At 68.4% G+C, this 13,179-nt stretch carries 11 protein-coding genes and 1 tRNA gene; 7 read left to right on the top strand and 5 right to left on the bottom strand.

All coding sequences use genetic code 11. The features are described 5' to 3' along the window. Window positions 1-8 precede the first annotated feature (8 nt). Entirely contained in the window at window positions 9-386 is a 378-nt protein-coding gene (locus tag ACFV4K_RS05270; RefSeq protein ID WP_379272252.1) for a hypothetical protein, read from the bottom strand. 192 nt (window positions 387-578) lie between these two features. After that, window positions 579-3,803 (bottom strand): fused isobutyryl-CoA mutase/GTPase IcmF, encoded by a 3,225-nt coding sequence (gene icmF / locus ACFV4K_RS05265; RefSeq protein WP_379272251.1) that lies wholly within the window; start codon window positions 3,801-3,803, stop codon window positions 579-581. A gap of 124 nt (window positions 3,804-3,927) precedes the next feature. Between icmF and ACFV4K_RS05260 the strand changes: the two genes are divergently transcribed. The 5 genes from ACFV4K_RS05260 to ACFV4K_RS05240 are packed head-to-tail and all read left to right on the top strand — an operon-like array spanning window position 3,928 to window position 9,341. After that, on the top strand, window positions 3,928-5,427 hold the full coding sequence (locus ACFV4K_RS05260) for a CoA-acylating methylmalonate-semialdehyde dehydrogenase (RefSeq protein WP_379272249.1): 1,500 nt from the start codon (window positions 3,928-3,930) through the stop codon (window positions 5,425-5,427). Window positions 5,428-5,432: 5 nt separating this feature from the next. Beyond that, on the top strand, window positions 5,433-6,572 hold the full coding sequence (locus ACFV4K_RS05255; RefSeq protein WP_379272247.1) for an acyl-CoA dehydrogenase family protein: 1,140 nt from the start codon (window positions 5,433-5,435) through the stop codon (window positions 6,570-6,572). Next, on the top strand, window positions 6,569-7,669 hold the full coding sequence (locus ACFV4K_RS05250; RefSeq protein WP_379272246.1) for an enoyl-CoA hydratase/isomerase family protein: 1,101 nt from the start codon (window positions 6,569-6,571) through the stop codon (window positions 7,667-7,669). The genes ACFV4K_RS05255 and ACFV4K_RS05250 overlap by 4 nt, the downstream gene beginning before the upstream one ends. Next, window positions 7,666-8,568 (top strand): 3-hydroxyisobutyrate dehydrogenase, encoded by a 903-nt coding sequence (gene mmsB, locus ACFV4K_RS05245; RefSeq protein WP_379272244.1) that lies wholly within the window; start codon window positions 7,666-7,668, stop codon window positions 8,566-8,568. The genes ACFV4K_RS05250 and mmsB overlap by 4 nt, the downstream gene beginning before the upstream one ends. Beyond that, window positions 8,565-9,341 (top strand): enoyl-CoA hydratase, encoded by a 777-nt coding sequence (locus ACFV4K_RS05240; RefSeq protein ID WP_379272242.1) that lies wholly within the window; start codon window positions 8,565-8,567, stop codon window positions 9,339-9,341. Before mmsB ends, ACFV4K_RS05240 begins: the two co-directional genes overlap by 4 nt. 196 nt (window positions 9,342-9,537) lie before the next feature. On the opposite strand, the gene ACFV4K_RS05235 is transcribed toward ACFV4K_RS05240, so the two are convergent. Continuing rightward, complete coding sequence (locus tag ACFV4K_RS05235) at window positions 9,538-10,590, bottom strand: hypothetical protein (protein ID WP_379272241.1); 1,053 nt, start codon at window positions 10,588-10,590, stop codon at window positions 9,538-9,540. Between the two features lie 76 nt (window positions 10,591-10,666). Further along, on the bottom strand, window positions 10,667-11,209 hold the full coding sequence (locus ACFV4K_RS05230; protein WP_379272240.1) for a MarR family winged helix-turn-helix transcriptional regulator: 543 nt from the start codon (window positions 11,207-11,209) through the stop codon (window positions 10,667-10,669). Window positions 11,210-11,316: 107 nt separating this feature from the next. Here ACFV4K_RS05230 and ACFV4K_RS05225 point away from each other — a divergent pair. Continuing rightward, a tRNA-Cys gene (locus tag ACFV4K_RS05225) sits at window positions 11,317-11,390 on the top strand. Window positions 11,391-11,434: 44 nt separating this feature from the next. On the opposite strand, the gene ACFV4K_RS05220 is transcribed toward ACFV4K_RS05225, so the two are convergent. Then, a complete protein-coding gene (locus ACFV4K_RS05220) occupies window positions 11,435-11,878 on the bottom strand; it encodes a hypothetical protein (protein ID WP_379272239.1) in 444 nt (147 codons plus the stop codon). Window positions 11,879-11,988: 110 nt separating this feature from the next. Here ACFV4K_RS05220 and ACFV4K_RS05215 point away from each other — a divergent pair, with 110 nt between their 5' ends. Next, the gene (locus ACFV4K_RS05215; protein ID WP_379272237.1) at window positions 11,989-13,011 is read left to right on the top strand and encodes an iron ABC transporter substrate-binding protein; all 1,023 of its coding nucleotides are present in this window, start codon (window positions 11,989-11,991) and stop codon (window positions 13,009-13,011) included. Window positions 13,012-13,179 lie beyond the last annotated feature (168 nt).

Raw genomic sequence — 13,179 nt, 5'->3', positions numbered from 1 at the left:
GTGGTGCGTTACGGCAGCACCTGCGGGATGGCGTCGGGATTGAGCAGGCCGATCAGCGCGCCGATGCCGCCGCCGATCAGGGCACCCAGGGCGGAGCCGCCCAGCGCGCCGGGGATGGAGCCGACGACCGAGCCGAGGGCCGCGCCGCCCGCGCTGCCGGTGAGGGCGCCCGCGGCCGCGCCGTTGAGGGCCGGGTCCGGGAACATCGCGTTCGGGTTGGTTGCCACCGGATCCAGCGGAATGCCCTCGGAGACCGGGGTGACCTGGATCGGCGCGCTGTCCGGGGCCTCGGCGCTCGCCGCGCCGGCGAACAGGGTGGCCGCCGCCGCGAGCGACATCGTGACGGTGGCGAGCTTGGCGGTGGATCGCATGGTCGTTCTACGCATGATCGTCTTCCTGTCAGCCGCAATCGAACCGAACAGTTCCGGTATAGCCGAGAAATTGCTGCCAATCGGAAATTGCCATACACCCTGGGCGGTGTAGGTACTCGCCAGTGCGGGGTCGCGGGCGAAAGTAATAGCGCCCCGCTATATTTCGAGATATAGCGGGGCGCTGCCGGTCAGCGGGTGAGGGTTTGATCAAACGTTGCGGCGATACTGGCCACCCACGGTGAAGAAGGTGTCGGTGACCTGCTGCAGCGTGCACACCCGCGCGGCGTCCATCAGCACCTCGAAGGCGTTCTCGTCGCTCGCCGCGGCCGCCGCGAGCCGGGCCAGCGCGGCCGGGGCCTCGTCGCGATGCCGCTCGGTGAATTCGCTGACCCGTCGCAGCTGAGACTGTTTCTCGGCCTCGGTGCCCCGGGCCAATTCCAGTACCCGGTGTTCTTCCTCGTGCGGATTGCGGAAGGTGTTGACCCCGATGAGCGGCAGGCTCCCGTCGTGCTTGCGGCGCTCGTAGAGCATGGACTCGTCCTGGATCCGGCCGCGTTGATACCCGGTCTCCATGGCGCCCAGCACCCCGCCGCGTTCGCTGATCCGCTCGAACTCCCGCAGCACCGCCTCCTCCACCAGATCGGTGAGCTCGTCGATGACGAAGCTGCCCTGCAGCGGGTTCTCGTTCATCGCCAGGCCCCACTCCCGGTTGATGATGAGCTGGATGGCCAGCGCCCGGCGCACCGATTCCTCGGTGGGCGTGGTGACCGCCTCGTCGTAGGCATTGGTGTGCAGGCTGTTGCAGTTGTCGTAGATCGCGATCAGCGCCTGCAGGGTGGTGCGAATGTCGTTGAAGCTCATCTCCTGGGCGTGCAGCGAGCGCCCGGAGGTCTGCACGTGGTACTTCAGCTTCTGCGACCGTTCGCCCGCCCCGTACTTGTCGCGCATGGCGATCGCCCAGATGCGCCGCGCCACCCGGCCGATCACCGAGTATTCGGCGTCCATCCCGTTGGAGAAGAAGAACGACAGGTTGGGCGCGAAATCGTCGATGTCCATGCCGCGCGCCAGATACGCCTCCACGTAGGTGAAGCCGTTGGCGAGGGTGAAGGCCAGCTGGCTGATCGGGTTCGCCCCGGCCTCGGCGATGTGATAGCCGGAGATGGACACCGAGTAGAAGTTGCGAACGCCGTTGCGCACGAACCACTCCTGGATGTCGGCCATCATTCGCAGGCTGAACTCGGTGGAGAAGATGCAGGTGTTCTGGCCCTGATCCTCCTTGAGGATGTCGGCCTGCACGGTGCCGCGCACGGTGGCGAGGGTGCGGGCGCGCAGGTCCGCGGCCTCCGCGTCGGTGGGTTCGCGGCCCTGTTCGGCCGTGAACTCCTCGCGCGCTTGATCGATGGCGGCATTGAGGTAGTAGGCCAGGATGGTCGGCGCGGGCCCGTTGATGGTCATGGACACCGAGGTGCTGGGCGCGTCCAGATCGAATCCGGCGTACAGCGCCTTCATATCGTCGAGCGTGGCGATGGAGACCCCGGACGTGCCGACCTTGCCGTAGATGTCGGGCCGCTCCGCCGGATCGTGCCCGTACAGGGTCACCGAGTCGAATGCCGTCGAAAGTCGTTTGGCGTCGGCGTGTTCGGACAGCACTTTGAACCGGCGATTGGTGCGGAAGGCGTCGCCCTCGCCCGCGAACATGCGCGCCGGATCCTCGTTGTCCCGCTTGAACGGGAACACCCCGGCCGTGAACGGGAACCGTCCGGGCAGATTCTCCGACCGCAGGAACCGCAGCAGCTCACCGTGATCGGTGAAGCGGGGGAGCGCCACCCGCGGAATCGAGCTGCCGGACAGGGTCTCCCGGCGCAGCGAGGTCCGCAGCTCCCGGTCCCGGACCTGCACCACCTGCTCCTCGCCGCGATAGGACTCCGCGACGGCGGGCCACTCCGCCAGCAGGGCGGCGTTCTCGGGCGCCAGCTCCCGCTCGGCCCGGGCGAGCAGATCGCGCACGGATTCGTCGTCCGGCAGTTCGGCGAGCACCTGCTCGACGCGCTGCACCCGCTGCGCCGCCTCGATCTGCCGGGCGGTCGCCGCGTGGTAATCCCGGACCGCCTCGGCGATCTCGGCCAGGTAGCGCACCCGTGCGGGCGGAATGATCTGCGCGAACCGCGTCGAGGCGCGGGTTTCCACCCGGGGCAGCACGCCCTCCTGCAACGGCAGTCCGCGCTCGGCGAGCAGCCCGGTCAGGTGTCGGTAGAGCGCCGTCACCCCGTCGTCGTTGAACGTGGCCGCGCTGGTGCCGAACACCGGCATGTCCTCGGGCAGGGCATGGAAGTCCTCGCGATTGCGCACCAGCTGCCGCGACACGTCCCGCAGCGCGTCCTCGGCCCCGCGCCGCTCGAACTTGTTGATGGCCACCACATCCGCGAAATCGAGCATGTCGATCTTCTCGAGCTGGGAGGCCGCCCCGAACTCCGGCGTCATCACGTACAGCGACACGTCCACGTGCTCGGCGATGGCCGCGTCGCCCTGCCCGATGCCGGGGGTCTCCAGGATCACCAGATCGGATCCCGCTGCCTTGCAGGCGATCAGCATGGCGTCGATATTGTTGGGCACCTCGCGCTCGCCCCGGGTGGCCAGGGACCGGAAGTAGACGCGTTCCCCGTCCAGGGCGTTCATCCGGATCCGGTCGCCGAGCAGTGCGCCGCCGCCGCGTCGCCGGGTGGGGTCCACCGCCAGGATCGCGACCCGCAGCTTGTCCTGCTGGTCGGTGCGCAGCCGCCGCACGAGTTCGTCGGTGAGAGAGGACTTTCCGGAGCCGCCGGTCCCGGTGATGCCGAGCACCGGCACCCGCCGCGCCGCCGCCGCGGCGGTCAGGGCGGTCAGGTCGGCCTCCGGCAGCGTCCCTTGTTGCAGGCAGGTGAGGGTGCGGGCCAAGGCCGCCCGATCCCCGCTGAGCACCGCGTCCACCGGGGCCGGCGTGCGCGAAAGATCCTCGTCGCACGCCGAGATCAGCTGATTGATCATGCCCGGCAGTCCGAGCCGCTGCCCGTCCTCGGGGGAGAAGATGATCACCCCCGACTCCCGCAGGCGCGCGATCTCCTCGGGAATGATCACCCCGCCGCCCCCGCCGAAGATCTTCACGTGCCCGGCCCCGGCCTCTTTCAAGGCCTGCGCCAGGTACTCGAAGTATTCGATGTGCCCGCCCTGGTACGAGCTGACCGCCACCCCCTGCACGTCCTCGGTGACGGCCGCGTCCACGACCTCGCGCACGGCCCGGTTATGCCCCAGATGAATCACCTCGGCTCCCTGGGCCTGGAGGATTCTTCGCATGATGTTGATGGCCGCGTCATGGCCATCGAAGAGCGCAGCGGCGGTCACGAACCGCACTGGATTAACCGGGACATGCAGATCTGGAATGCCAATCCTCCGCACGGAGAGCCTGTAGGTGCTGTGAATTATCCCACAGCCAATACTTGGATGTCCAACTATAGGATCGCCACATACCGCGCAATCGGCGCGCAAGCTTCGAGACAGGCTGAGAATTTTGGAGACGGGCATGGTTCGCGAACTCACGCATTTCATCGACGGCAAGCACGTAGCGGGAACGTCCGGCAAGTTCGGGGATGTCTTCAACCCCAGCACCGGTCAGGTCCAGGCGCGGGTGCCGCTGGCGAGCAAGAGTGAGGTCGAGGCGGTCATCGCGAACGCGGCCGCCGCGCAGCCCGCCTGGGCCGCCACCAACCCGCAGAAGCGGGCCCGCGTGCTCATGAAGTTCCTGACGCTGGTGCAGGACGAGATGGACTCGCTGGCCGCCCTGCTCTCCGCCGAGCACGGTAAGACCATCGCCGACGCCAAGGGCGACATCCAGCGCGGCCTCGAGGTCATCGAATTCGCCGTCGGCATCCCGCACCTGCTCAAGGGCGAGTACACCGAGAGCGCGGGCACCGGCATCGACGTCTACTCCATGCGCCAGCCGCTCGGCGTGGTCGCGGGCATCACCCCGTTCAACTTCCCCGCCATGATCCCGCTGTGGAAGGCCGGCCCGGCTCTCGCCTGCGGAAACGCCTTCGTGCTCAAGCCGTCCGAGCGCGACCCCTCGGTGCCGCTGCGCCTGGCCGAGCTGTTCCTCGAGGCCGGACTGCCCGCGGGCATCTTCAATGTGGTCAACGGCGACAAGGAAGCCGTCGACACCCTGCTGAACGACGAGCGGATCAAGGCCGTCGGCTTCGTCGGCTCCACCCCGATCGCGCAGTACATCTACGAGACCGCCACCGCCAACGGCAAGCGCGCCCAGTGCTTCGGCGGCGCCAAGAACCACGCCATCGTGATGCCCGACGCCGACCTCGACGATGTGGCCGACCAGCTCATCGGCGCGGGCTACGGCTCCGCGGGCGAGCGCTGCATGGCCATCTCGGTGGCGGTGCCGGTCGGCGAGGAGACCGCGGATCGCCTGCGCGCCAAGCTCGTCGAGCGCATCGGCAAGCTGAACGTCGGCCTCTCCGACGACCCGGGCGCCGACTTCGGCCCGCTGGTCGGCCGCGATGGCGTGGACCGCGTGAACAACTACGTGCAGATCGGCGTCGACGAGGGCGCGGAGCTCGTCATCGACGGCCGCGGCCTGGTGGTCGAGGGCGGCGAGGACGGATTCTTCGCCGGCGCTTCGCTGTTCGACCGCGTCACCCCGGAGATGCGGATCTACCGGGAAGAGATCTTCGGTCCCGTGCTGGCGCTGGTTCGCGCCAAGGACTACGAAGAGGCGCTGCGCCTGCCCAACGAGCACGAGTACGGCAACGGCGTCGCCATCTTCACCCGCGACGGCGACACCGCCCGCGACTTCGCCGCCCGCGTGCAGGTCGGCATGGTCGGCATCAATGTCCCGATCCCGGTGCCCATCGCGTACCACACCTTCGGCGGCTGGAAGCGGTCCGGCTTCGGCGACCTGAACCAGCACGGCCCGGACTCGATCCGCTTCTACACCAAGACCAAGACGGTGACGCAGCGCTGGCCTTCCGGCATGAAGGAGTCCAACGCTTTCGTCATCCCGACCATGGACTGACGCGAATGTTCCTATTGGACGAGGCTGAGAAAGCGATCGTCGAAACCGCCCGCTCGTTCGCCGACGAAATGCTCGCGCCCAACGCCCTGGAATGGGATGAGCGCAAGCACTTCCCGGTGGACGTGCTGCGCAAGGCGGGCGGGCTCGGCCTGGGCGGCATCTACGTGCGCGAGGACGTGGGCGGCTCGCAGCTGCGGCGGCTGGACGCCGTGCGCATCTTCGAGCAGCTGGCCACCGGCTGCCCGTCGGTCGCCGCCTACATCTCCATCCACAATATGGCGACGTGGATGATCGACACCTACGGCACCGAGCCGCAACGCAATCGGTGGCTGCCGGGGCTGACGTCCATGGATCTGCTGGCGTCCTACGCGCTGACCGAACCGGGCGTCGGCTCCGACGCGGCGGCCTTGAGCACCAAGGCCGTTCGCGACGGCGACGACTACATCCTCAACGGCGCCAAGCAATTCATCTCCGGGGCCGGCTCCAACGACGTCTACGTGATGATGGTGCGCACCGGAACCGAAGGCGCGCGCGGCATCTCGGCGCTCATCGTCCCCGCCGACACCCCCGGTCTCTCGGTGGGGCCGAACGAGAAGAAGATGGGCTGGAACGCCCAGCCCACCCGGCAGGTCATCCTCGAGGACGCGCGCGTTCCGGCGGCCAACCTGCTCGGCGCGGAGGGCGACGGCTTCCGGATCGCCATGAACGGGCTCAATGGCGGACGGCTGAACATCGCCGCCTGCTCGATGGGCGGCGCGCAGGCCGCACTGGACCGCACGGTCGAGTACCTGGCCCAGCGCAAGGCCTTCGGCTCCCGGCTGCTGGACAACACCGCCCTGCAGTTCCAGCTGGCCGATATGCGCACCTCCCTGGAGGCCGCCCGCACCCTGCTGTGGCGGGCCGCCGCCGCCCTGGACGCCGACGCCCCCGACAAGGTGGAGCTGTGCGCCATGGCCAAGCGGTTCGCCACCGACGCCGGGTTCGAGGTGGCCAACCAGGCCCTGCAACTCCATGGTGGCTACGGTTACCTGGCCGAATACGGCATCGAGAAGATCGTCCGCGACCTGCGGGTGCATCAGATTCTCGAGGGCACGAACGAAATCATGCGGGTGGTCGTCGCCCGCTCGGTGGTAGGAGCAGCATGAGTGACGCGGTCAAGGAACCCGAGGTTCTGGTCGAGAAGCGCGACGGGCTGGGCCTGATCACCCTCAACCGGCCTCGCGCCATCAATGCGCTCAATCACCCGATGGCGCTGACCATTCTGGACGCACTGCGGGCCTGGGCAGACGACGACGAGGTGCGCGCGGTCGTGCTCACCGGCGCGGGGGAGCGCGGGCTGTGCGCGGGCGGCGATATCGTCGCCATCCACAACGACGCCGAGGCCACTGTCGCGCAGGGTGATTCGCCGCAGGTCGCGGCCGACTCCCCGAGCGGCGTGTTCTGGCGCGACGAGTACATCCTCAACGCCCTGATCAAGCGCTACCCGAAGCCGTACGTCGCGATCATGGACGGCATCGTCATGGGCGGCGGCGTCGGCCTGTCCGGGCACGCCTCGCACCGCATCGTGACCGAGCGGTCCATGGTCGGCATGCCCGAGACCGGCATCGGCTTCATTCCCGACGTGGGCGGCACCTGGCTGCTGGCGCACGCGCCCGGCGAGATCGGCACCCACATCGCGCTCACCACCGCGCGCATGTCCGCCGGGGACGCCATCGCGGCCGGATTCGCCGACAGTTTCGTTCCGTCCGAACACCTTCCGGCGCTGCTGGAGGCCCTCGCGACGGCCGACGTCGAGGTGGCCATCGCGAAATTCGCCCAGCCCGCCCCGGTGTCGGAGTTCGTGGCGCAGCAGGACTGGATCGACGCCTGCTACAGCGCCGACACCGTCGAGGAGATCGTGCACCGCCTCGAGATCGACGGCCGCGCCGAAGCCGCCAAGGCCGCCGCCGACGTGCTGTCGAAATCCCCGGTGGCCCTGAAGGTCACGCTGCGCTCGCTGCGCGACGCGCGCCGGGCCGCCGACCTCGAGACGGCGCTGAACCAGGAATACCGGGTCTCCGTCGCCGCCCTGAACACCCACGACCTGGTGGAAGGCATTCGCGCCCAGGTCATCGACAAGGACCGCAACCCGCAGTGGTCGCCCGCCACCCTGGCGGACGTCACCGCCGCCGACGTCGACGCCTACTTCGGCGCGCTCGGCGATCGCGAATTGGGTTTGGCCGCACCGAAGGACGAGCAATGAGCACACACACCAAGGTCGCGTTCCTCGGACTCGGCCACATGGGCGGGCCGATGGCCGCCAACCTGGTCGAGGCCGGATACGACGTCCTCGCCTTCGATCCCGTGCCCGCCGCGCAGGACCAGGCCCGCCGGGACGGCGCGACCGTGGTCGGCACCGCGGTCGAAGCGGTCTCGGCCGCCGACATCGTCATCACCATGCTGCCCAACGGCCGCATCGTGCTCGACCTCTACGGCGACATCCTCCCGGCCGCCAAGCCGGGCACCCTGTTCGTCGACTGCTCCACCATCGACGTCGGCGACGCCAAGCGGGCCGCGGAACTCGCTGTGGCAGCGGGACATCGGGCTCTGGACGCTCCGGTCTCCGGCGGTGTCGCGGGTGCGGCGGCCGGGACCCTCACCTTCATGGTGGGTGGCGCGGACACCGACTTCGCCGCGGCCCTGCCGCTGCTCGAGGTGATGGGCGGCAAGGTCGTGCACTGCGGCGGCGCGGGCGTCGGCCAGGCCGCCAAGATCTGCAACAACATGCTGCTGGGCATCTCCATGATCGGGCTCTCCGAGGCGATCGTGCTGGGCGAGAAGCTGGGCCTGACCCACGACAAGTTCTTCGACGTGGTGTCCACCGCCTCGGGGCAGTCGTGGGCGCTGACCTCGTATTGCCCGGTGCCGGGACCGGTTCCGACCAGCCCCGCCAACAACGACTACCAGCCCGGCTTCGCGACCGCGCTCATGTCCAAGGACCTGGGGCTCGCCGCCAACGCGCTGCGTGCCAATGGCGTGGACGGACAAATCGGTCAACTGGCGGCGGAGATCTACAACCGCTTCAACCAGGACGAAGCGGGCAAGGACTTCTCGGCTATCGTCACCGATATCCGCAAGCGATCTGAGGGAGAGACGGCGTGACCGACTTCGAGACCATTCTGCTGGAGCGCAAGGGCCGCGTCGCGCTCATCACGCTCAACCGGCCGAAGGCCCTGAACGCGCTGAACTCGCAGGTCCTGTCCGACATCTCGGCGGCGCTCGACGAGCTCGAGAACGACAACGAGATCGGCGCGGTCGTGCTGACCGGGTCCGAGAAGGCCTTCGCGGCCGGCGCGGACATCAAGGAGATGCAGAACAAGTCCTACATGGACATGTTCGTGACCGACCACTTCGGTGGCTGGGACCGCGTCGCCGCCTTCCGCAAGCCGCTGATCGCCGCGGTCGCCGGCTACGCCCTCGGCGGCGGCTGCGAACTCGCCATGATGTGCGACCTGCTGCTGGCCGCCGACACCGCCAAGTTCGGGCAGCCCGAGATCAAGCTCGGCGTCATCCCCGGCATGGGCGGCTCGCAGCGCCTCACCCGCGCCGTCGGCAAGGCCAAGGCCATGGACCTCATCCTCACCGGCCGCAATATGGGCGCCGAGGAGGCCGAGCGCGCGGGCCTGGTCTCGCGCATCGTGCCGGCCGCTGAACTCGTCGCCACCGCCATGGAGGTCGCCGAGACCATCGCCGCCATGTCGCTGCCGTCGGTGATGATCGCCAAGGAAGCCGTGGACCGCTCCTTCGAGACCACCCTCGGCGAGGGTCTGCGCTTCGAGCGTCGCGTCTTCCATTCGCTGTTCGCGACCGACGACCAGAAGGAAGGCATGACCGCCTTCGTCGAGAAGCGTCCCGCCGACTTCACCAACAAATAAGCGCGACACCAACTCTCGAACTCTCGTGCCCCGCTGCCGACGGCAGCGGGGCACGGTGCTGGATGGGGTGGGTGGTGTCACCGGGATCCCGTGCGAGATGTGGGCCGCGGCGCCTGGATTGCCTGTGGGGGTGCGGCGTCAGCGCTGTGCGGGCGGTGTGGCTGCGCGGGCGGAGATCGTTTGCGGCCGTGCGGCGTCAGCCGTGTTTGGGCGGGCCGACCACTTCGACGGTCGGGGGCTTGCCGTCGGGGTGGCCGCCGTGGTCCCGGTTCATGGCCAGTCCGCCGACGATGGTGCCGCCGAGCGTGGCGGTAACCGCCACCGCCGCAACGAGTTTGCGGCGGGAGACGGGGGAGACGGGGGCTTCGACGGGCGGCGCGCCCGGGGCCAGGTGCACGCTGCGGATGCTGCGGGCCGACGGGCGTTCGGCGGCCAGCAGGACCGCGCCGCGGGTGGAGACGAAATCGGGCTCCGGGTCGTAGATCATCGGGTAGCCCAGCTGGAGTTTCAGTTCGTCGCGGATGCTCTTGTTGCGGGTGCAGCCACCGAGCAGGGCCAGACCCGCGGGCCGGATGCCGGTCTCGTCGATCATGTGTCGGACGAACGACGCCGAATGATGGATGCCCGCCTCGACCAGTTCGGCGAAATCACTGCGGGTGACCACGGTGCGCTGCCCGGAGATCGGGTCGCAGACGGCCAGTACGCGTTCGGAGGCCAGGGCTTCCTTCTGACGGCGGATGTCGGCCAGGTCCAGGGTGACGCCGCCGCGGGTGAGCAGCCAGCGCAGCAGGGCGTCGTGGCCGTCCCCGCCCAGGACGGTGCTGCGCTTGGTGGCGAGGACGGCATCGTTCCGGCAGTCGATCTGGGTGAGAGTCAGCCCGGACGCGCCGAGGTCGTACAGCAGGATCGAGCCCTCGGTGGGTAGCTTCCGGGTGAAGCGCAGATATCTGAGCTGAGCCACCGGCTCGTCGATGACGGTCAGGCGATTGCGGCCCGCGGCGGTGCGGACGGCTTCGGCATGGTTGGCGCTGCGGCAGGTGACCGCGATACCGGTGATGAACTCGTCACGCTCGGCCGCCGACTTCCGCATCAACCGGATGGCCTCGAAGACCGCCTCCGCCATGCTCCCGCCGCCGGCCCGGCGTAGGACCTTGCACCGGTCGATGGGAGGCAGGTGCGGCTGGTCTGAATGGGTGAGCATGGCGCGTGCGCCAGCAGCGCCCGCCGACACCCCGAGGACCAGCACCATGGCAACAATGGTGAACCTTTTGCGAGCCGAAGCCAAGACTATGACGCAGGAAATTGGCTGCTGGGTCGCTGGGTGGTTACTGGCCGGCCCATCGGGTGGGCGAGCTACCGGGGTCGAAGTCGCCCGCGCTCTGCCGGAACTCCGCCAGCAATTGCAGCAGCAGCTGCAATCGTTCCGGCGCCAAACCGGTCTCGGCGAAAACTCGCCGGTTCAGTTCGGTGGTGGCCTTGGCCACCAATTCTCTTCCGGCCCCGGTGATTTCGATGAGCGTTGCCCGCCGGTCACTGGGATGTGGCACACGCTTCACCAACTGGGCCGCCTCCAGCCGGTCCACCGTGTTGGTGACCGACGTCGGATGCACCTGCAGCCGGGCGCTCGCCATCGCCATCGGCAGCGCACCGGTTTTGCTGAAACTCAGCAACATCAGTAGCTCGTATCGCGAAAAGGTCAAACCAGACGGCTTCAGCGCTTCGTCCACCCGCGCCATCACGATCTGCTGCGCCCGCACCAGTGAGGTGACCGCCGCCATCCCGTCCGCGACCTCGCCCCAGCCGTGCTCGGTCCACTGGCGGTGCGCCTCCTCGATCGGATCGAGCGGCAGCGGACGGGGACGCGACATGCCCTGATCATCGCATGTCGCGAAGCGCTCGGGCCGCCCCATAGCAATCACGGTGATTCAAACCCTCGGCCCCGGACCCGAACCGGCGCACTATGGACCTCGCCGATGCGGGTGTGACCGAGTGGCCAGGTGGCGGTCTGCAAAGCCGTGTACGCGGGTTCGACTCCCGCCGCTCGCTCCATCGGAGAACGTCTTCCGGGCAATCCGCCCCGGGAGGCGTTCTCGCTATCTCCCGTCGGTCGAGCAGACCTTCCACACGCCGTCCTCCTTGCGCAGGTGCTCATTGGTCGACCGCTTGCTGTCGGCGGCGCCCGGCATGGTGAGGGTGCCCAGGGTGACCGCGGTGGCGCGCTCGCCGGTGATGGTGATCCCTTGCACCGCATCGACTTTCATCGAGACTTTGCCCTGGTCCATGGCCTTCTTCTGGGCTTCGGGCAACGCGTCGTACTGGGCGCGATCGCCCGTGCAGGTCTTGCCGACGGCCTGCGAGGCGCCGCCGGTGGAGAGAGTGCCGTAGAAGTCACGCAGCGTTGTCTCGATGCGCTTGTCATCGGTCGTGCCGGAGTCCTTGCCGTTCAACGTCATCGCGGTGGCGATGCCGCCGCCGACGAGAACCGCGGCCGCGATGCCGATGCCGATGGTGAGAGGGGTGCGCCTGTGCCGAGTCATCGAGGGGCAGATTACAGCGATTCGGTTTCGTCGGCGGGGTGGCGTTTCCGCCCGTGACATGGGACGGTACGTTGGTTAGGCAAACCTCAGCGTCGAGTGGAAGGACGGTCATGACGGCGGCTCGATGGAAACTGGTGTCCGGTGCATTGGCGGCGATCGCGGTGCTCGGCGCGACCACGGCATGCTCCAACTCGTCCGACGAGGACAACGAGATCCTGGTCTACAACGCACAGCACGAATCCCTCACCAAGGAGTGGATCGACGCGTTCACCAAGGACACCGGCATCAAGGTGACCATCCGCAACGGCGGTGACACCGACCTGGGCAACCAGATCGTCGCCGAGGGCAAGAACTCCAAGGCCGACGTCTTCATCACCGAGAACTCCCCGGCCATGGCGCTGGTCGAGAACGCCGGCCTGTTCGCCGACGTCGACAAGGACACCCTCGGCCAGGTGCCCGAGCAGTTCCGCCCCTCCACCGGCAAGTGGACCGGAATCGCCGCGCGCTCCACCGTTTTCGTCTACAACACCGGCAAGCTCCCCACCGACCAGCTGCCCAAGTCGCTGCTGGACCTGGCGCAGCCGCAGTGGAAGGGCCGCTGGAGCGGCGCCGCCGCGGGCGCGGACTTCCAGGCCATCGTGGCCGGGCTGCTCGCCCAGAAGGGTGAGGAGGCGACCCTCTCCTGGCTCGAGGGCATGAAGGAGAACGCGGTCATCTCGCAGAACAACACCACCGTCATGAAGGGCGTCAACTCCGGCCAGTTCGACGGCGGCGTGATCTACCACTACTACTGGTTCAAGGATCAGGCCAAGACCAAGGAGAACAGCAAGAACACCCAGCTGTTCTACTTCAAGAACCAGGACCCGGGCGCCTTCGTCTCCCTCTCCGGTGGCGGCGTGCTGAAGTCGAGCAAGCACCAGAACGACGCCCAGAAGTTCCTGAACTACATCACCTCCAAGAAGGGCCAGGAGGTGCTGCGCGACGGCGACTCCATGGAGTACCCGGTGGCCTCCGACGTCGCCGCCAACCCGGCGCTGCCGCCGCTGGCCTCGCTGGACGCGCCCAAGATCGACCCCTCGAAGCTGGACTCCAAGAAGGTCACCCAGCTGATGACCCAGGCGGGCCTGCTCTAAGTGACCGCTCGGACCGCTGTACCCACCCGGGCCACCGGGTCGACCCGGGGGGCCCACGCCCGCCCCGGGCGGCCCCGGGCGCGGGGGACCCGCCCCCCCCCGCGCAAGGTGGGGGGGGCCCGCGGGGCCCGGGGGGACAAAGGGTGCCCCCACGGGTACACCCGCGGG

Source organism: Nocardia sp. NPDC059764, assembly GCF_042732555.1.
Lineage (GTDB): Bacteria > Actinomycetota > Actinomycetes > Mycobacteriales > Mycobacteriaceae > Nocardia.
Note: the sequence above shows the minus strand (reverse complement) of the source record. Positions and strands in the feature narration are given on the sequence as shown.

What these genes read in the sequence shown, in the direction of transcription:
- ACFV4K_RS05235 (WP_379272241.1), bottom strand. Translation starts at nt 10,590, where the DNA reads ATGGTGCTGGTCCTCGGGGTGTCGGCGGGCGCTGCTGGCGCACGCGCC.
- ACFV4K_RS05260 (WP_379272249.1), top strand. Translation starts at nt 3,928, where the DNA reads ATGGTTCGCGAACTCACGCATTTCATCGACGGCAAGCACGTAGCGGGA.
- ACFV4K_RS05215 (WP_379272237.1), top strand. Translation starts at nt 11,989, where the DNA reads ATGACGGCGGCTCGATGGAAACTGGTGTCCGGTGCATTGGCGGCGATC.
- ACFV4K_RS05270 (WP_379272252.1), bottom strand. Translation starts at nt 386, where the DNA reads ATGCGTAGAACGACCATGCGATCCACCGCCAAGCTCGCCACCGTCACG.
- ACFV4K_RS05255 (WP_379272247.1), top strand. Translation starts at nt 5,433, where the DNA reads ATGTTCCTATTGGACGAGGCTGAGAAAGCGATCGTCGAAACCGCCCGC.
- ACFV4K_RS05230 (WP_379272240.1), bottom strand. Translation starts at nt 11,209, where the DNA reads ATGTCGCGTCCCCGTCCGCTGCCGCTCGATCCGATCGAGGAGGCGCAC.
- ACFV4K_RS05250 (WP_379272246.1), top strand. Translation starts at nt 6,569, where the DNA reads ATGAGTGACGCGGTCAAGGAACCCGAGGTTCTGGTCGAGAAGCGCGAC.
- ACFV4K_RS05220 (WP_379272239.1), bottom strand. Translation starts at nt 11,878, where the DNA reads ATGACTCGGCACAGGCGCACCCCTCTCACCATCGGCATCGGCATCGCG.
- mmsB (WP_379272244.1), top strand. Translation starts at nt 7,666, where the DNA reads ATGAGCACACACACCAAGGTCGCGTTCCTCGGACTCGGCCACATGGGC.